The 18,673-nt window shown below is 59.6% G+C and carries 14 protein-coding genes and 5 pseudogenes; 9 read left to right on the top strand and 10 right to left on the bottom strand.

What is annotated here, in order from left to right:
* Nucleotides 1-146 precede the first annotated feature (146 nt).
* The 3 genes and pseudogenes from JFV26_RS18545 to JFV26_RS18535 all read left to right on the top strand — a co-directional run.
* Nucleotides 147-248: pseudogene (locus tag JFV26_RS18545) on the top strand (LysR family transcriptional regulator); the annotation flags it as partial.
* A gap of 176 nt (nucleotides 249-424) precedes the next feature.
* The gene (gene aroQ, locus JFV26_RS18540) at nucleotides 425-874 is read left to right on the top strand and encodes a type II 3-dehydroquinate dehydratase (protein WP_201194527.1); all 450 of its coding nucleotides are present in this window, start codon (nucleotides 425-427) and stop codon (nucleotides 872-874) included.
* Complete coding sequence (locus JFV26_RS18535) at nucleotides 871-1,725, top strand: shikimate dehydrogenase (RefSeq protein WP_201194525.1); 855 nt, start codon at nucleotides 871-873, stop codon at nucleotides 1,723-1,725. Before aroQ ends, JFV26_RS18535 begins: the two co-directional genes overlap by 4 nt.
* Before the next feature lie 64 nt (nucleotides 1,726-1,789).
* Here JFV26_RS18535 and JFV26_RS18530 read toward each other — a convergent pair whose 3' ends face one another.
* Together JFV26_RS18530 and quiC are read right to left on the bottom strand one after the other, a co-directional pair.
* A complete protein-coding gene (locus tag JFV26_RS18530) occupies nucleotides 1,790-2,467 on the bottom strand; it encodes a TetR family transcriptional regulator (protein ID WP_201194523.1) in 678 nt (225 codons plus the stop codon).
* Between the two features lie 102 nt (nucleotides 2,468-2,569).
* On the bottom strand, nucleotides 2,570-4,471 hold the full coding sequence (quiC, locus tag JFV26_RS18525) for a 3-dehydroshikimate dehydratase QuiC (protein ID WP_201194522.1): 1,902 nt from the start codon (nucleotides 4,469-4,471) through the stop codon (nucleotides 2,570-2,572).
* 412 nt (nucleotides 4,472-4,883) lie between these two features.
* On the opposite strand from quiC, the gene JFV26_RS18520 reads away from it, so the two are divergent.
* Nucleotides 4,884-6,200, top strand: coding sequence for an MFS transporter (locus JFV26_RS18520; RefSeq protein ID WP_242487869.1), 1,317 nt, complete (start codon nucleotides 4,884-4,886; stop codon nucleotides 6,198-6,200).
* A 114-nt stretch (nucleotides 6,201-6,314) separates the two neighbouring features.
* On the opposite strand, the gene JFV26_RS18515 is transcribed toward JFV26_RS18520, so the two are convergent.
* The 4 genes and pseudogenes from JFV26_RS18515 to JFV26_RS18500 all read right to left on the bottom strand — a co-directional run bounded on the left by JFV26_RS18515 (nucleotide 6,315) and on the right by JFV26_RS18500 (nucleotide 10,068).
* Nucleotides 6,315-7,145, bottom strand: a complete 831-nt coding sequence (locus JFV26_RS18515) for an EamA family transporter (RefSeq protein ID WP_201194674.1) — start codon at nucleotides 7,143-7,145, stop codon at nucleotides 6,315-6,317.
* 157 nt (nucleotides 7,146-7,302) lie between these two features.
* Nucleotides 7,303-8,118: a sugar phosphate isomerase/epimerase family protein gene (locus tag JFV26_RS18510; RefSeq protein WP_201194520.1), complete on the bottom strand. Its 816-nt coding sequence runs from the start codon at nucleotides 8,116-8,118 to the stop codon at nucleotides 7,303-7,305.
* A 2-nt stretch (nucleotides 8,119-8,120) separates the two neighbouring features.
* Entirely contained in the window at nucleotides 8,121-9,176 is a 1,056-nt protein-coding gene (locus tag JFV26_RS18505) for a Gfo/Idh/MocA family protein (RefSeq protein WP_201194517.1), read from the bottom strand.
* 116 nt (nucleotides 9,177-9,292) lie between these two features.
* Nucleotides 9,293-10,068 (bottom strand): annotated as a pseudogene (locus JFV26_RS18500) (IclR family transcriptional regulator).
* Between the two features lie 176 nt (nucleotides 10,069-10,244).
* Between JFV26_RS18500 and JFV26_RS18495 the strand changes: the two are divergent.
* From JFV26_RS18495 to JFV26_RS18480, 4 genes and pseudogenes are all read left to right on the top strand, one after another.
* Nucleotides 10,245-11,993 (top strand): FAD-dependent oxidoreductase, encoded by a 1,749-nt coding sequence (locus tag JFV26_RS18495; RefSeq protein WP_201194516.1) that lies wholly within the window; start codon nucleotides 10,245-10,247, stop codon nucleotides 11,991-11,993.
* Nucleotides 11,977-12,810 (top strand): aldo/keto reductase, encoded by an 834-nt coding sequence (locus JFV26_RS18490; protein WP_201194515.1) that lies wholly within the window; start codon nucleotides 11,977-11,979, stop codon nucleotides 12,808-12,810. The genes JFV26_RS18495 and JFV26_RS18490 overlap by 17 nt, the downstream gene beginning before the upstream one ends.
* A 202-nt stretch (nucleotides 12,811-13,012) precedes the next feature.
* A pseudogene (ypfJ, locus tag JFV26_RS18485) lies at nucleotides 13,013-13,914 on the top strand (KPN_02809 family neutral zinc metallopeptidase).
* The gene (locus JFV26_RS18480; protein WP_201194513.1) at nucleotides 13,915-14,871 is read left to right on the top strand and encodes an alpha/beta hydrolase; all 957 of its coding nucleotides are present in this window, start codon (nucleotides 13,915-13,917) and stop codon (nucleotides 14,869-14,871) included.
* A gap of 92 nt (nucleotides 14,872-14,963) precedes the next feature.
* Here the strand turns inward: JFV26_RS18480 and JFV26_RS18475 are convergent, their stop codons facing one another.
* From JFV26_RS18475 to JFV26_RS18465, 3 genes are all read right to left on the bottom strand, one after another.
* Complete coding sequence (locus JFV26_RS18475; protein WP_201194511.1) at nucleotides 14,964-15,557, bottom strand: HAD family hydrolase; 594 nt, start codon at nucleotides 15,555-15,557, stop codon at nucleotides 14,964-14,966.
* Nucleotides 15,554-16,423 carry an acyl-CoA thioesterase II gene (tesB, locus tag JFV26_RS18470; protein WP_201194509.1) on the bottom strand — a complete coding sequence of 290 codons (870 nt, stop codon included), beginning with the start codon at nucleotides 16,421-16,423 and terminating at the stop codon, nucleotides 15,554-15,556. Before tesB ends, JFV26_RS18475 begins: the two co-directional genes overlap by 4 nt.
* A gap of 104 nt (nucleotides 16,424-16,527) precedes the next feature.
* Entirely contained in the window at nucleotides 16,528-17,097 is a 570-nt protein-coding gene (locus tag JFV26_RS18465; protein WP_201194508.1) for a GNAT family N-acetyltransferase, read from the bottom strand.
* An 86-nt stretch (nucleotides 17,098-17,183) separates the two neighbouring features.
* Between JFV26_RS18465 and JFV26_RS18460 the strand changes: the two are divergent.
* Nucleotides 17,184-17,576: pseudogene (locus JFV26_RS18460) on the top strand (histone deacetylase); the annotation flags it as partial.
* A 153-nt stretch (nucleotides 17,577-17,729) separates the two neighbouring features.
* Here the strand turns inward: JFV26_RS18460 and JFV26_RS18455 are convergent.
* Nucleotides 17,730-18,585 (bottom strand): annotated as a pseudogene (locus tag JFV26_RS18455) (IS5 family transposase).
* Nucleotides 18,586-18,673: the final 88 nt, after the last annotated feature.

The raw sequence follows: 18,673 nt of genomic DNA, 5'->3' as shown, positions 1-18,673 counted from the left end.
AGCTTTCGAGACAACCACCGCCCTGCCCGCTACGCCAGAAAATAGTAAGCAATCCTTTCGTGATAACGGTTGTATTAATGCGCTGGCATTTGATAAACACAGAGCCAGACTCTTCATTTGATCCCCGGCGTAATCAATCATGCAGCGGTCGTTCGCGCCCCTTCACCCTGCTCTATCCGCAGAGCCGGCATGTGCCATTGCGCCTGAGGGCTTTCATCGATTTTCTGGTTGAGCATTTGCCGCGTTAAAAGATCGCACCTGTAGGAGCTGCCGAAGGCTGCGAGCTTTTTCTTATGTCCGATCACCGCCCACAAAAGCCCGTCACACGACCTCTTAATTTGACCAAAGTAACCAACTAGTACAATTTAACACCACAGGCTGAAACTGACAGCCCATGCCAAAAACAATAAGTGGAGAGTCACCCATGCCCCCTATCGTTCTGGTGCTCAACGGCCCGAACCTGAACCTGCTTGGCACCCGTGAACCGGCGACCTACGGCCACGAAACCCTGGCCGACATTTCCGCGTTGTGCGGTCGTGCTGCCGAGGAGTTCGGCCTGGCGGTGGAGTTCCGCCAGACCAACCACGAAGGCGAATTGCTCGACTGGATTCACGCTGCCCGCGGCCGCTGCGCCGGGATTGTCATCAACCCGGCGGCATGGACGCACACCTCGGTGGCGATTCGCGACGCCTTGGTGGCCAGCGAACTGCCGGTGATCGAAGTTCACCTGTCCAACGTCCACGCCCGCGAACCGTTCCGTCACCACTCCTTTGTCTCGGCCATCGCCACGGCCGTTATGGCAGGTTTCGGCAGCCACGGTTATCGCCTGGCGCTGGAGCATTTCAGTCAGCGCTTGAAGGGATGCACGCCATGACACACAACACCGTGGTACTCGCCGGTCTGATCGGTGCTGGCATCCAGGCGTCTCGCACGCCGGCGTTGCACGAACATGAAGGCGATGCCCAAGGCCTGCGTTACCTCTATCGCTTGATCGACCTCGACCAACTGAAGCTTGATTTCAACGCCCTGCCCGACTTGCTGATGGCCGCCGAGCGCATGAATTTCACCGGGCTGAACATCACCTTCCCGTGCAAGCAGGCCATCATTGCGTTGCTCGACGAATTGTCTGTGGAAGCCCGATGCATTGGCGCGGTCAACACGGTGGTGCTCAAGGATGGAAAACGCATTGGCCACAACACCGATTGCCTGGGGTTTGCCGAAGGTTTTCGCCGGGGATTGAAGGACGTCGTTCGTGAACGTGTCGTCCAAATGGGCGCCGGTGGCGCGGGCGCGGCGGTGGCCCACGCGCTACTGAGCGAAGGCGTCCAGCAACTGAGCATTTTCGATGTCGATGACAGCCGGGCACAGGCGCTGGCGAACAACCTCAATCAGCATTTTGGTGCCCGGAGGGCGGTGGCCGGGCATGATCTGGCGAGCACCCTGGCCGTGGCCGATGGTCTGGTGAATACCACGCCCATGGGCATGAAAAAGCTGCCAGGCACGCCGGTGCCGGTGGCGCTGTTGAGAACTGAAATGTGGGTGGCGGAGATTGTTTACTTCCCGCTGGAAACCGAACTGCTGCGCAGCGCTCGCGCCCTGGGTTGCCGGACACTCGATGGTGGCAACATGGCAGTGTTTCAGGCAGTGAAGGCGTTTGAGTTGTTCAGTGGCGTGGTGCCGGATGCGCAGCGGATGTTGGCGCATTTTCAAAGCATGAATGGGTGAAGATCAAAAGATCGCAGCCTTCGGCAGCGCCTACACTACAGGGGCTGCGATCTTTTAAAAATGTTCAGGCCTGCAAATACCGCAACACCGACTCGCAAATCATCTCCCGATGACGCTGCTTGACGCCTTCATCCGGCAAGTCGACCTGGAAAATCTCACCAAAGGTATGGCGGTTAGACACGCGATAGAAGCAGAACGAACTGATCAACAAATGCACATCCAGCGGCTCAAGGCCGGCGCGGAACAGACCGTCTTCAGCGCCGCGACGCAGGATATCGCCCAGAGAATCAAGGATGGTGTTATTCATCGCCTTGATCGCATCGGAGCGCTTCACGTACTCGGCGTTGTGAATGTTTTCAATGCTGACGATCCGCACGAAATCGACGTTGCGATCATGGTGATCGAAGGTGAATTCCACCAGTCGGCGAATCGCCTCCATCGGCGCCAGTTCGGCCAGGTGCAGACGGTTTTCCGTGCTGCGGATATCCCCGTAAAGCTTTTCCAGTACCTCGATATAGAGCTGTTCCTTACTGCCGAAGTAGTAATAGATCATGCGTTTTGAGGTATGGATACGTTCGGCGATTGCATCGACGCGAGCGCCGGAAAGCCCTTGCTGGACGAACTCCACAATCGCTTCTTGAAGGATGTTTTCGCGGGTCTTTTCCGGGTTGTTCTTGCGACTCTTGCGAGGCTCGACAAGCGGTTCGTCGGTGGCAACGGGGAGTTCTGAAGTTATTGTCATTGCGGGCTCACGGCCATTACTGCACAAGCTGGCGATTATGGGCCGCGCCGCACAGTGAAGGAAGCCGCGCGGCGGCGGTTTAACGCTGTGTTTACGATTTTCCTACAACTTTGCCTGACGTACGGCACCACTTCGCGATTTTGCCATCGCGGCAAGGCGCACCGCGACGTTGGCCGCACCGTAACCGGCATAGACGTTCTTGCGTTGAATGATCTCGAAGAAGAACCGCCCTTCGAACGGCTCGGTGTACACATGGAACAACTCGCCACCCTGGGCATCACGGTCGTAAAGCACGTTGAAGTAGGCCAGTTCGCTGAGGAACTCATCATCAAAATCGAACCGCGCGGCCAGGTCATCATAGTAGTTGAGCGGGATGTCCAGTAACGGCACGCCCGCCTCTTTCGCACGGCTGACTTCGGCAAAGATGTCGTCACAATCGAAGGCGATGTGATGCACCCCGGAGCCGCGATAACTCGACAGCGCGTGTGAGATCGCGGTGTTGCGATTCTCGGAAATATTCAGCGGCAAGCGGATCGAACTGTCACGGCTACGCAGCGCCCGGCTCTTCACCAGACCGTACGGATCGGGCAGCACCACCTCGTCATCCGCCTCGAAATCCAGCAGGCTTTTATAGAACAGCACCCAACTGTCGAGGCTGTCAGCCGGCAGCGCCATGGCCATGTGGTCGATGCGCTTGAGGCCGCCGCTGGCCGTGGCCCTCGGTTGCAGATTGAAATCGGTGCCGTAGACATCGGCGTCCTGGTCCACCAGGTAAATCAGGCTGCCATCCGGTGCGCGCACCGCGGCCAGCTCAAGCTCGTTGGGACCGACCAGTCCACGATAAGGCTGGCCTTTATAGGCCACGGCGCGCGCCAAGGCACTATTGCTGTCCTTGACCCGCACGGCGGTGGCGCACAACGACGGGCCGTGGGCTTCGAAAAAGCTGTGGGCGAAGGAGTACGGTTCGGAGTTGAGGATCAGGTTGATATCGCCCTGGCGCAGCAGGCTGACGCTCTTGGAGCGATGTTGCCCGGCCTTGACGAAACCCAGCCGCTCCAGCCAGTGCGAGAGCTTGGCGCCGAGGCTTTCATCCACGGCGAACTCAAGAAACTCGATGCCGTTGTACTCGCTGGCCTTGGGGGTCTCGAACAGGATATCGACGTTGGCCACAGGCTTGGCTTCCTGGGCCAGGCGCTGGCGGGTTTTCTCTTCCAAGTACAGCAACGAGCGCAAACCGTCGGCGGCGTTGGCCCGTGGCGGCGCGGCGCGGAAGCCATCGTTGAAGATTTCCAACGACAGCGGCCCGGTGTAGCCACTCTTGATAATCGGCGCGAGGAAACCCGCCAGATCAAATTCGCCCTGGCCGGGGAAGCATCGAAAGTGCCGACTCCACTCCAACACGTCCATGGCCAGGATCGGCGCGTCGGCCATTTGCACGAAGAAAATCTTGTCGCCCGGAATCTCGGCGATGGCGCTCGGATCGCCCTTGAGCGAGAGCGTGTGAAAGCTGTCCAGTAACACACCGAGACTGGGGTGATCGGCCTGACGGACGATGTTCCAGACCTGTTGATAAATATTAACGTGACGGCCCCAGGCCAGGGCTTCGTAACCGATTCGCAAGCCACGGGCGCCGGCCCGCTCGGCCAGCAAACGCAAGTCATCCACCAGGATGTGTTCATCGCCGAGGGAGTCAGCCGAAGCATTGCTGCAGACCAGCACCAGATCGGTGCCCAGCTCCTGCATCAGGTCGAACTTGCGTTCCGCCCGTTCCAGATTGCGCGGCAGCCGATCTCGGCGGCAGCCTTCAAAATCCCGGAAGGGTTGAAACAGCGTGATGGCGATCCCGAGATCGGCGCACATCTGTTTAATTTCACGGGGACTGCCGTCGTAGTAGAGCAGGTCATTCTCGAAAATCTCCACCCCGTCAAACCCGGCGGCGGCGATGGCTTCAAGTTTTTCCGGCAGGGTACCGCTCAAGGAAACGGTGGCAATGGAACGCTGCATATGTCGACTCCCGGTGGGTGGAGATCATCTTGTTAGAGGCATTGCACGCGTTACTATCTGCCGGAGCTGCCGAGTGAAACGAGGCTGCGATCTTTTGATTTTGCCTTTCGAAAACAAGATCAAAAGATCGCAGCCTCGTTTCACGAGACAGCTCCTACAAGGGCCGCGTTTTTCGTGGGGTAAATTATTGGCTGCAAGAACCCGCACAGCAATTCAAAGTGTACTATCCGGTTAGTTTTATGGGCGATTATCGAACACAATGGCAATAGGCGAATTGACGATTTTTCGTCCACTGCCCAACATCGGCAGCACATTGAGACCGGTCATGAACCACCGGCTCGGTTACCAAAGACCTAGAACACCACATAAAAATAATCGGGTGGCCTACATGACTCCTTCTCAAAGCTCTCCCATGGAGCGTTCCTCCATGACTCCTGCCAGTAGCGGCATCGGCGACAAGATCCGCGGCGCCATGGCGGTCGGCAAAACCCGTTGGGGCATGCTGGCGCTAGTGTTTTTCGCCACCACCCTGAACTACATAGACCGTGCCGCCCTGGGCGTCATGCAGCCGATCCTGGCCAAGGAAATGAGCTGGACGGCGATGGACTACGCCAACATCAACTTCTGGTTTCAAGTCGGCTACGCCATCGGCTTTGTGCTGCAAGGCCGGTTGATCGATCGGGTCGGCGTTAAACGGGTGTTCTTCTGCGCGGTACTGCTCTGGAGCCTGGCCACCGGTGCCCATGGCCTGGCCACGTCGGCCGCAGGCTTTATGGTGTGCAGGTTTATTCTTGGTTTGACCGAGGCTGCGAACTACCCGGCATGTGTGAAAACCACCCGGTTGTGGTTCCCGGCGGGCGAGCGCGCCGTGGCCACCGGCATCTTCAACGCCGGGACCAACGTCGGTGCGATGTTCACCCCGATGCTGTTGCCGCTGATTCTTCACGCATGGGGCTGGCAGGCGGCGTTCCTGTGCATGTCGGCATTGGGCGGGATCTGGTTGGTGTTCTGGGGTTTGAAGTACTTCAATCCTGAAGATCACCCGAGCGTTAAACAGTCGGAACTGGACTACATCCAGAAGGAAGTCGAGCCGGAACAATCCCGCGTCCCGTTCTCGAAAATCCTGCGCATGCGTGGCACCTGGGCCTTCGCCCTCGCCTACTCGATGACCGCGCCGGTGTTCTGGTTTTACCTTTACTGGCTGCCTCCGTTCCTCAATCAGCAATACAACCTGGGCATCAACGTGACCCAGATGGGCATCCCGCTGATCATCATTTACCTGACGGCGGACTTCGGCAGCGTCGGCGGCGGGATTCTGTCCTCGTTCCTGATCGGCCGCGGAGTCAACCCGATCAAGGCGCGACTGATGTCCATGTTCCTGTTCGCCTGCTGCATCATCGGCGTGATCATGGCGGCGGGTTCCAGCAACTTGTGGGTCGCGGTGTTCGCCATCTCCCTGGCCATCGGTGCGCACCAGGCCTGGACCGCGAACATCTGGAGCCTGGTGATGGACTACACGCCTAAACACATGATGAGCACGGTGTTCGGCTTCGGCGGCATGTGCGCGGCCGTCGGCGGGATGTTCATGACGCAGTTGGTCGGGCACATCCTGACGGTGACCAACAACAACTACACCGTGCTGTTCACCATGATTCCGGCGATGTACTTCATCGCGCTGATCTGGATGTACTTCATGGCACCGCGCAAGATTCCTGCCGTCACCGAGTAAGAAAGTAATCACTGACCATGTGGGAGCGAGCCTGCTCGCGAAAGCGGATTGTCATTCAACATCGATGTTGATGGGTATATCGCCTTCGCGAGCAGGCTCGCTCCCACAGGTCTTTCACCGACGACTCTGCTGCCACGCCGCCGCCAGGCCGCTGCAACAAATAACGGCGATACCGACCACCGTGGTCAGGGTCGGCGTATGGGAAAACACCAGCCAGCCCAGCAGCCCGGCAAACACAATCTGACAATAACCAAACGGCGCCAGCAATGCCGGTGCGGCGTAACGGAACGCCTGGGTCAGGAACAAATGCGCGGTCATCCCGCAGCTCCCCAGCGCCAGCATCAACACCCCATGACCGAGGCTTGGCAACTGCCAGAAAAACGGCACCAGCGCACTCATCACCAGGGTGTTGCACAAGCCGGCGAAGAAGTTGCTGGTGGTCGGGCTGTCGATCTGGCTGAGCTTGCGGGTGAGCAACTGATAGAAGCAGAAAAACATCGCCGAGCAGAACGGCAGCAACACCGCCGGGGTGAACAGTTCTCCCCCGGGGTGGACGATGATCAGCACGCCGACAAAACCGCAAATCACCGCGATCCATTGGCCACGGGTAACGTGTTCCTTGAGCAGCGGCACCGACAGCGCGGTGACCAGTACCGGTGCAAGAAAGTTGACCGCCGTGGCTTCGGCCAAAGGGATGTACAACAAACCGGTGGTGAAAAACAGGCTGGTGCCCAGCAGGCACAACGCTCGGGCCAACTGCAGCAATGGCCGTTTGGTGCGTAGGACGCGCAACCCGGATTGCGGCAGAAAAATCCCCGCCATCAACAAGGTGTGGACCAGGTAACGGGCCCAGACCACCATGATGATCGGGTAGAACCCGGAGAGGTATTTCGACAACGCGTCATGGCTGGAAAACAGGAAGGTCGCGGCGACGATCAGTAAAATCCCCTTGAAGGGTTTGTTAACACCAGAGAGGGGGTGCTGATGGTCATGTGATTTCCTTTTTTAAAGTCAAAAGCACCGCAGGCAAGCCACGCGCCCCCCAAAGTCAGTAGCGAACCTGTGGGAACGTGGCTTGCCCGCGATAGGTGCGCAGCGCTGCTTACAGTCGCGCCAGCAACTCGCGGGTTTTACTCAACGCCATCTGCGCCCGCTGCAAACCGCTGACGCCTTGTTCCAGCAATTGCACGGTCGGGATTTCCAGGCTTAACGGTATATCGGCCGGCAAACACCGGAGCAAACCCGGCAAATCACAATCGCCATCCCCAGGGAATCGCCGCTCATTACGTGCCTGGCGCAGAATCTCCGTCATGTCCGCCGGCCTCGGCCCCGCGACATCACACAACTGCGCATACCGTAACCGCGACGGGGCGACCCTGGCCAGATCTTCCAGCCGCGAACCCGAACGGTCGAAATGGAAGGCGTCCACCAACACCCCGCCGTTTTCACGGCCGGCGCTTTCGACAATGCGTGCAGCCTGCTCAAGATTGCGTGCATCGGTCCAGGGCATGAACTCCAGATGCGGATGAAGCCCGTAACGCGCCGCCAGATCACACAGTCTGGCGAAATTTTCGGTGAGCCGCTGCTCGTCAGGATCGTTACCGGCCACCAGCAACTCGCTGGCACCCAACTCGGCGCCGACCGCCAGAATGTTCTCCAACTCGGCGACGACAGTCTCCGGCTTGAGCCGCAGGATTTCCACATCCAGGACACGAATGCCCGTGTCACGCAGACGGGCCAGAGTCCTACGTCGTAAATCGACATCGGCTACCAGCGCAAAGTGATGTTCCTCAGGTGTCGCCGGAACCAGCCGTAATCCGACATGACTGTAACCAACCCTGGCGGCGACATCGACCATGTCCGGCGGTGACAATTCCAACACTGTCAGGCTGGCCAGGGAGAAAATTCGCTCGTTCATGCTTATCCCTCGATCAATTCTGGTGCGCAGGCGCGACCGGTTTCGGCGGCTTCGCGGATGGCTTCAATCAACGCCAAGGTCCGGGCAGCATCGGCGACGCTCACCAGTGGCTCGACTTCCCGCCGCGCAACGCGTACGAAATGCTGCAACTGCAAACGCAAGGCATCATCGGCGTTGAAATTTTCCTGTACCGGCAGCAACGCTTGATGCCATCCCCCGTCAGCCCCGGCGTAATGCCAGCGCTTGAGCTGCGGAATACTCAAGGCACCGCCGGTGCCGGCCAGCAAATAACACGGCTGATCGACCTGGCGCGGATACACAGGGTTCTCCCCGGAACCCAGCTCCCAACTCCAGGGCGCCGCAACCGCATCCGAACCGGTCAAACTACCCAGTGCGCCGTTGGCGAATTGCAGCAATACCGCCGCGCAATCTTCATTGGCAAAACCGCGCACCACATTGCTGGTGATGGCCTGCACCTGCAGCACTTCGCCACACAGATGACGCAACAGGTCGAGGTCGTGAATCAGGTTAGTCAGCAACATCCCGGCACCCGCCTCTCGCCGCCAGGGAATCTCGAAATAGCCATCAGGTTTGCGCAGCTGCCAGAGCGCCGTGACCGTCGTCAGTCGCCCCAATGCGCCGCTTTGCAGCAACTCGTGAGCGCGGACGATCAGCGGATTGTGCCGGCGATGATGGCCGACAAGCACCGGCACGTCCGTCGCTGTCGACATTGCCACCAGCTCACGAACCTCACTCAAGTGCACACCCACCGGTTTTTCCAGCAGCACGGGCACACCAACAGCAAGGCAATCGAGCGCGGTGCCGACGTGGAGCGTGTTCGGGTTGGCGATGATCACGGCGTCTGGCTTCACGTGTTCCAGCATCTGACGATGATCGGCGAAATATCCCACGCCCCATTCCGCCGCCAGGCTCGCCGCTTGCGAACCTGGATCGGCCACGGCGCACAGGGTCGCCTCCGTCAGATCTTTCAAATGCTGGTAATGCTGCTGGCCCATGTTGCCGGCGCCGATCAGGGCGATGCGAAGGGGCGAAGTCATGGAGCGATCCTCTTGTGATTATTGTTGGAGGGTGAACTCGTACAATTTAGAATCTGGTTCCAGATTCTTACACTCGTGAACCGCAAAAGTGTGCGAACAGCGCACACCCTCTTTAATCAAACGAACAATTCAGAGGCCAGGCTCGCCACCGCCAACTCCTCGGTAAACATCAACAACACGGGCGCCAACTCGTGCAACCGTGCGCCGGGCATGCGTGCGCTCGGCCCGGCAATGCTGAGCACGCCAATCACCCGCCCATCGCCCGGATGACGGACCACCGCCGCAATCGCCGAGGTCCCCACCGCCGAACTCTCCTCCACCCAGGCATAGCCTTGCTCGCGCGCCAGCCGCAGACGCTCAAGCAATTCAATATTGGAGCACGGTGCGTTCGGCCCGAGATTTTCAGGCCGCTCTGCCCCTTGGCGCTCCACCAGCGATAAAGCCTCGGCATCACTCATGCAGGCCAGCCAGGCATGACCGGACGCGGTATAGAACAACGGCGCATCCCGGCCCATGTCCGGGTCGTAACGCAAACCGGTACGTGCGCCCTGGGACTTGGCGATCCAGATCTGGCGCTCACCTTCGATCACCCCGAGACGCACCAACTCACCGGTTTCCGGGCCAGGCGATCAAGCACCGGCTGCACGATATCTGCGCCACTGCTCGACAGATAACGAAACCCCATCGCCACCAGTTTGGTCGACAAGTGATAGCGCAAGGTCTCTTGATTCTGACGTACGTAACCCAATCGAATCAGCTCGGCGAGCAGACGATGGGTCGCGCTTTTCGGAATATCCAGTTGCTCTGCCAGCGTCTGCATCGGCAGGCCGCGTGGGTCGCTGGTGAGGCTTTCCAGCACGCTGAAAACACGTTCAATCTGACTGCCGGCCATGGGAGGTTCCTGAGAAAATTTTTGTCGATTCTAGAAGACAAGTCGCCGAATGCGAAATCTGGAACCCAATGTCCGATAACCGCCCGTTTTGTTAGCTGGAAGGTTGTAGAGAGGGACGGCGTCACTATATTTTTTGGAATCAAATTCTAAAAACACATGCACTGGAGCTTCAGACAATGCCTGCCGAATCTCATCATCTGCCAGACATCGATTGCGATGTCCTGATCGTCGGCTCCGGCGCCGCCGGGCTATCGGCTGCCGTCACCGCAGCGTGGCACGGCTTGAAGGTGATTGTCGTCGAGAAGGATTCGAGGTTCGGCGGCGCCACCGCGTGGTCCGGCGGCTGGGCCTGGGTGCCGTGCAATCCATTGGCCCGGCGCGCCGGCATCGTCGAAGACATCGAGCGACCACGCACCTACCTGAAACACGAACTGGGCGAGCATTACGCGCCAGCCATGATCGACGCGTTCCTTGAGGCCGGCCCTCGGATGGTCGAGTTCTTCGAACAACACACGACCCTGCAGTTTGCCGACGGTAACGCCATTGCCGACATTCATGGCGACACACCGGGGGCCGGCACCGGCGGACGCTCGGTGATTGCCGCGCCGTATGACGGACGAAAAGTCGGCAAGTTGCTTGGGCGTCTTCGTAAAACCATGCGGGAAACTTCGTTCATGGGCATGCCAATCATGGCGGGGGCAGACCTGTCGGCGTTCCTTAACTTGACCCGTTCGCTGCCGGCCGCCTGGCACGTGACGAAGCGCTTCACCCGACACCTGCTCGACCTCGCCGTTCATGGTCGGGCGATGCAACTGGTCAACGGAGTGGCCTTGGTGGCGCGGCTGGCAAAATCCGCCGAAGACCTCGGCGTGCTGTTATGGGAATCCGCGCCGGTGACGGAGTTGCTGCGCGAAAACGATCATGTGCGCGGTGCCATCGTCAGCACGGACAAAGGCTCGATCCGCATCCACTCCCGACATGCCGTGGTGCTCGCTGCCGGTGGTTTCGCCAATGACATCGAGCGACGCAAAGCCCTGTTTCCTCGCACACCCACCGGCCATGAGCACCTGGCGTTACCGCCTGTGGGCGTATCCGGCGATGGCTTGCGCCTGGGCGAAAGCGTTGGCGCGCGAGTCAACACCGACATCGCCTCGCCCGTGGCCTGGGCGCCGGTTTCGCAAGTGCCGCACCCGGACGGCAGCGTCGGTCACTTTCCGCACATCATCGAGCGCGGCAAGCCGGGGATCATCGGCGTACTAAGCAACGGCCGGCGCTTCGTCAATGAAGCCAACGGTTACTACGACTACGTGACGGCCATGGTCGACGCGGCCCCGGCGGGCGAAGAAGTGACCTCGTGGCTGATCTGCAGCCATGGATTTCAACGACGTTATGGCTTGGGTATCTCCCGGCCGTTTCCGGTGCCGCTGTCGTCCTTTATCCGTAGCGGCTATCTGAAAACCGGCAACACCATCGAGGCACTCGCCCAGGCCTGCGGCATCGACCCGAACGGTTTAAGCAGCACCGTGTCCGAATACAACCGGCACGCGCGCAACGGTGAAGATCCGTTGTTCGGGCGAGGTTCAACGCCCTACAACCGTAAACAGGGAGACGTCTCGCACCATCCCAACCCATGCGTCGCCCCGATCGAACAAGGGCCGTTTTACGCGGTGAAGGTCCAGCCCGGCTGCTTCGGCACGTTCGCCGGCCTGAAGGTCAACGAACACGCCCAGGTCCTCGATGATCGCGGCCACGCCATCGCCGGGCTGTACGCCGCCGGCGGCGACATGGCCAGCATCATGGGCGGGCACTACCCCGCCGGTGGCATCAATCTCGGCCCGGCGCTGACGTTCGGCTACATCGCCGCACGCCACATCGCCGGTATCACGGCTTATGAACAGGAGAACGACCATGCAACGCATCGTTAACGCACACGGTTTGAACATGCCCAAACTCGGGCTCGGCACCTGGCCGATGCTCGGCGAGGAATGCACCCGTGCCGTGGAGCAAGCCCTGGCGTTGGGTTATCGACACATCGACACGGCAGCGGCCTACAACAACGAAGATGCCGTCGGGCAAGCACTGGTGAACAGTCCTACGCCTCGTGAGCAGATTCACGTCACCACCAAGGTCTGGTGGGATCAGTTGCAACCAGATGCCATGCGTCATTCCATAGACCGTAGCCTCAAGGCGTTGCGCAGCGATTACGTCGACCTGTTCATGATCCATTGGCCGACCACCGATTGGGACCTGGTGCGTACGATTGAAACCCTGGTGTCGTTCAAGGAACAAGGCCTGGCGCGTAATATCGGCGTGGCGAATTTTCCGCTGCCGCTGCTGCGCACAGTCATCGAGGAACTGGGCGCACCGCTGTCAGCCATTCAGGTCGAGTACCACGTCCTGCTCGGACAAAACACCCTGCTGAACTACGCCCGTCAACACGACCTGGCGCTGACGGCCTACACGCCGCTGGCGCGTAATAAGGTTTCGGACATCCCGCAGATCCAGCAAATCGCCGCCAAGCACGGCGTATTGCCGACCCAAGTGGCGCTGAAGTGGTTGCTTGATCAGCCCTACGTCGCGGCGATCCCAAAGGCCAGCAGCAAGGCCAATCAACTGGCTAATCTGCAAGCCCTCGACGTCAAACTCGATGATGAAGACCGCACGTTGATTGCCGGTTTGTCCAAGCGCGAACGTCAGGTCAATCCGGACTTTGCGCCCGTGTGGGACGCGTTCGACCAGTAATCCCTCCACCCATCCGACAAATACCCGGCGGCTGACGGAATTCGCCGGGGTATTCACGCTCAATACAACGCTGCAGTTTTCCCCGTAACGTCGAATACGTCGCCGTAATGCTAGCGTACACGGCAAAAGATGGACGACCGGACTGGCGCCACGCCTACCCACCAGCAACACTCATCACCACGAACAACATGAGGATTCTCACATGCTATGGAAAAAGGCCGACGCAGCGACAACGTGGTCGATGCCCGTGGTGGTGATGTCGGCGGCGGTGGTGGTGGTGGCGGCGGGATGCGCTTTGGCGGCGGCAAGGGCTTGAGCCTGACGGCGATCCTGTTGATCGTCGGGATCGGCTGGATGACCGGCCAGGATCCGTTGCAGATCCTCGGACAACTGACCGGGCAAATGACCGAGCAATCGGCGCCGGCCACGACACAGACTCGCAAGGCGCCACCGGCCAATGACGAACAGGCCGAGTTCGTGCGCTCGATCCTCGGTGATACCGAGGACACCTGGGGCCAGATTTTCCAGCAGGCCGGCAAACAATATAAGAACCCGACCCTGGTTCTGTTCAGCAACCGCGTGAACTCAGCGTGCGGCCTGGCCACTTCGGCGACCGGCCCGTTCTACTGCCCGGCCGACCAGAAGGTTTATCTGGACATGGCGTTCTTCCAGGAAATGTCGCAACGCTTTTCCGCGGCGGGCGACTTCGCTCAGGCCTACGTGATCGCTCATGAAGTCGGACACCATGTTCAGACGTTGCTCGGCGTTTCCGCGAAAATTCAGGCTGCTCGCCAACAAGGTCGGCAGATGGAAGGCGACGGTGGTTTACTGGTGCGCCAGGAGCTTCAGGCCGATTGCCTGGCCGGGGTCTGGGCCAACAATGCTCAGAAACGTCTGAACTGGCTGGAACCCGGTGACATCGAGGAAGCCTTGAACGCCGCCAATGCCATTGGCGACGACCGCTTGCAGCAGCAAAGTCAGGGCCGCGTGGTCCCCGACTCGTTTACCCATGGCACGTCAGCGCAAAGGGTGCGCTGGTTCAAAACCGGTTTCGCCCAGGGCCAGGTTGGCCAGTGCGATACCTTTGCGGCGAAAAACCTGTAAATGCATAGATGGCTGCTGGTTCTGTTGATCGCCTGCGCAACTGCCCAGGCTGACGAGCACGGGGTCAAAGAGATCAGCCCCGGGCGCCTACTCTTGAAAGAAGGTGAGATGGCGGTGGGCCTCGGCCCGGCGCCGGCGAAAATCGAACGGGTGCTGATCATCATCCATGGTCGATTGCGCAACGCTGAAACCTACCGCCGCAGCGGCGAGAAAGCGGCTGAAGCCGCTGGGCAAAGCGCGACGACGCTGGTGATCGCCCCGCAGTTTCTCAATGAAACCGACATCGTTCGTCACCCGCTGCCGGACAGCGTATTGCGCTGGCATGGCAATGACTGGATGGCCGGAGGGTTATCCACAGGCCCGTTTCCGGTGAGTGCCTACGCGGCACTCGACCAAATCATCGAGCGGATCAGCGATCGCCGACAATTTCCGGACGTGAAGCAAATCGTCGTCGCCGGTCACTCCGGCGGCGGCCAGGTTGTTCAGCGTTATGCGCTGCTGGCGCACGATCAACCGGCGCTGACTGCCGCCGGCGTAAAGATTCGCTACGTGGTGGCCAACCCGTCGTCCTACGCCTACTTCAATGAGCAGCGACCGGTGGCGTTCATTCATGCACAGTGCCCCGGTTTCAATCGCTGGAAGTATGGTCTGACGGACATGCCGATCTATGCCGGTGGGCAAACGGCTTCGCAGATTGAAGGCAATTACATCAAGCGTGACGTGATTTATCTGCTCGGCCAGCAGGACACTGACCCGCAGCATCCGGCGCTCGACAAAGGCTGCGAAGCTGAGGCTCAAGGGGCTTATCGGCTGATTCGCGGACACAACTTTTTCGACTATTTGCTGCGGCGCAATCCACAAGGGGTGAATCAGCGCCTGGTCGAAGTGCCCGGGGTTGGGCATGACGGGGATGGGATGTTTACGTCGCCCGAGGGGCAGAAGGTGTTGTTTCAATAACAGCAAAAAGATCGCAGCCTTCGGCAGCTCCTACATTGGAATCGCGCCCCCTGTAGGAGCTGCCGAAGGCTGCGATCTTTTGATCTTAAAAATCAAACCAACAACATCTGCCGCAACGCCACACAATCAGCCGCATGCCAATCCGCCAACTCCGGCCACGGGTTTTCCGGCAAATTCACCAGCACCGTCCGCGTGCCCGCCGCTCGACCGCAATCCAGGTCGAAGCGGTAATCCCCGACCATCACCATCTCGCGCGCCGGCACCCTCCAGGCCTCGGCCAACTTCAGCAAACCACCGGGATGCGGTTTTGGCGGCGCTTCGTCACGGCCCAGCACGTCCTCGACCGCGAAGCAGTCGGCCAGGCCGATTGCTTCCAGTGTCACGTGAGCCAGTTCGCGAGCATTGCGCGTGAGGATGCCGAGGCGATACCCGCGCCCGGCCAGTTCACGCACCAATTCCACGGCACCCGGCGCCGGCTTGGAACCCAACGCCAAGTCCCGTTCATGCGCCAGCAACCATGCATGTTTGGCAGCGGCTTCTTCGGCAGGCAGTGCGCCGAGGTGGGTCAGGATGTCGTCTTCAGGCGGGATCGCCAGCGCCACGCGAATTGCCGCGAAGTCATGCACGGCCACCGTCAGGGTGCCGTCCATGTCGAACACCCAGTGCCGCACCTCGGCCAGGCTCATGCCCAATCCTTGCGATGGCGAATCAGACCTTCCTGAGTGACCGACGCCACCAGTTGCCCGGCGCGATTGAACACGCTGCCACGGGAGAACCCGCGGGAATTGCCGGCCCACGGGCTGTCCATGGCATAGAGCAACCAGTCATCGGCGCGCAAGTCCGAATGGAACCACAGTGCGTGGTCGAGGCTGGCGACCTGCATGTCTTTCTGCCAGACCGATTTGCCGTGGGGCAGCAGCGAGGTGGTCAGCAGCCCGAAGTCCGAGGCGTAGGCCAGCAGGTATTTGTGCAGCGCCGGCGAGTCGGCCAGGGCACCGTCAGCACGAAACCACACGTACTTGATCGGGTCAGCCGCTTGCGGGTTGTAGGGATCTTTCTCGGTCACCGGGCGGACTTCGATCGGTTTCGGGCACAGCAGTTTTTCGCGCATGTGCTCGGGGATCAAGTGCGCGCGCTGCTGGGTGAGTTCCAGCTCCGACGGCAGGTTTTCCGGGCCGACCACTTGTGGCATTTCAGTCTGATGCTGGAAGCCTTCTTCGTCGTACTGGAAGGAAGCACTGCAAGTGAAAATCGGATTGCCCTTCTGGATCGCCGTCACCCGACGAGTGCTGAAACTGCCGCCATCGCGAACCCGATCAACCTGATACACCACCGGTAACTTGGCATCACCCGGGCGCAGGAAATAACCGTGCATCGAGTGCACATGCCGCGTTTCTTCAACGGTCTGACTGGCCGCCGACAGGGACTGGCCGAGCACCTGGCCGCCGAACAACTGACGGAAACCCAAATCCTGGCTGCGACCACGGAACAGGTTTTCTTCAATCGGTTCCAGGGTCAGCAGGTCTACCAGATCTTCCAACACTTGGCTCATTCAGGCTCTCCTCACACAACGCAATGCCGCGCAGTCTTGGCTGCGGCGGTCGACTCAGTGAATGGCTCACGCCAATGGCGGCCATTGTAAACGTCCGTGCCTGCTTATCCATGCAAGGTTTGCAGCCATTGCTCACGGGTGATGCGGTACAACACATGGTGACGCAGCGGATGATCGACCGCGAGCCTCGGATGCTCAAAGTCATTGGCTGAATCATGGTGCATGCCGATGGCCTGCATGACTTTCTCCGACGGCAAATTGGTTTGCGTGGTGAAGGCCACGACGTCCTTCAGCGCCAACCGATCAAAGCCACAGCGCAGAGCGGTCCACGCGGCCTCACTGGCGTAACCCAGCCCCCAATGCTCGCGGGCCAGGCGCCAGCCGATCTCGATGGCCGGCACAAACGCTGCATCGAAGTTAACTTCCGCCAGCCCGGTAAACCCGATGAACTGGCCGGTATCCTTGCGCTCCAGCGCCCAGAGACCGAAACCGTGCTCGGCAAAATGCCCGCGAATCCGCCCGATCAGCGAAGCGCTTTCCAGTCGACTCAACGGCGCCGGAAAATAACGCATCACCTGTGGATCGGCACACATCGCCGCAAACTCCGGCAAATCCTCATCGCGCCATTGCCTCAGCAGCAGTCGTGCGCTTTCGAGTTCCAGTATCGGCTCCATCGTGCTCCTCCAATTCCATGCTCCGAGTCTACATCGCTGGTAGGATCCTTCACTGATTCCTACAGGCCTTCCCAGATAAATCCGACATGCCCCTGCCGTTGATCTACCACGAAGACTACAGTCCCGAGTTCCCGGCGGGCCATCGCTTCCCCATGGACAAGTTTCGCCTGCTGCGCGATCACCTGGTGGACAGCGGTCTGACCCGGGACGCCGACCTGCTGCGCCCGGAACTCTGCCCTGCCGAGATTATCGCCCTCGCTCATGACCCTGCGTATATCGAACGCTACATGAGCGGCGGGTTGTCCCGCGAAGACCAGCGGCGCCTCGGCCTGCCCTGGAACGAAGCCCTGGCCCGCAGGACGGTGCGGGCGGTCGGCGGTTCATTGCTGGCGGCCGAACAAGCACTGGAACATGGACTGGCCTGCCACCTGGCCGGCGGCACGCACCACGCCCACTACGACTACCCGGCCGGGTTCTGCCATTCTGCCGACTAAAAATGTAAATACCCAACCCAACTATTTGATTAAATTAAACAAACTCCAAGCCAATCCACAAAAAAGTTAATAACCTCTATGATTTAAACACCTTATTTACATACTGAACTCCTCTTGCAGGTCAGATGTGATGAGGTTCTAGGCTCTGTACAAAAAGTAATGTCGCAAACACCGCATGGCACAAGCCAGTGAGACCATCGCTGCATAACTTTTCGCGAGTTTGTCGAAGCGCGTAACGATGCGGCGGTTTTCCTTCAGCCACCCGAACATGCGCTCAATGATGTTGCGCTGCCGGTACTTGGGGCGATCAAACAGTCTTGGCGAGCCCGGCCTCGGCTTGGGCTTCATGCTGCGCAGCGGGATTATCGGCGGCATCCGGTAACGATCACAGTAGCGGCGCAGGGCTTCGGCGTCATAGCCCTTGTCGGCCAGCAACCAGCGGCAGCGATTGCGGGGACGACCGCACAGGCCTGGAATGTAAGCCTCATCCAGCAACGGTTGGGCATAAGCGATATCACTTGCTTGCCCGACTGATAATAGAAAGCGCAGCGGCACGCCATTGGCATCGCACAACATGTGAATCTTGGTCGTCAGGCCGCCCCGACTGCGCCCGAGTGCATGGTCTTGTGGTTCTTCAGGCCCCCTTTTTTCCCAGCGCCTGATGTGGCTCGGGTTGCACGAACGTCAGTAGACGTCAATCATCTAGGTTTCCAAATCGATCAAGCCTTGCTCGCTCAACCGGATGTGAAGTCGCTTGAGCATCTGCTCGAAAGCCCCGCGATTAGGCCAGTCGCGAAAGCGTTGATACACCGTTGACCACGGGCCGAAGCGCTCGGGCATGTCACGTCAGGGCGGCGCCTGAACAGAGCACCCACAGCACGCCGTTGAGCATCAGCCGATCATCTGCCCGTGGGCGTCCGTTTCGGCGGGCTTCACTGAAGATGTCTGCAACCAGATCCCAGGCTACGTCGGGAAGTTCGTACCGTTTGGCCATCGTGGGCTCCTGCCTTTGATGGACGCGGACTCTACTGATTCCTGACGTTTGTGGGAGTCAAATGAGTTTCGGCGGATTTCGTACAGAG

Origin of the sequence: Pseudomonas sp. TH31 (assembly GCF_016650815.1) — a bacterium.
GTDB lineage: Bacteria > Pseudomonadota > Gammaproteobacteria > Pseudomonadales > Pseudomonadaceae > Aquipseudomonas.
The sequence above is the reverse complement of the archived record's forward strand: the minus strand, read 5'-3'. Positions and strand labels throughout refer to the sequence as shown.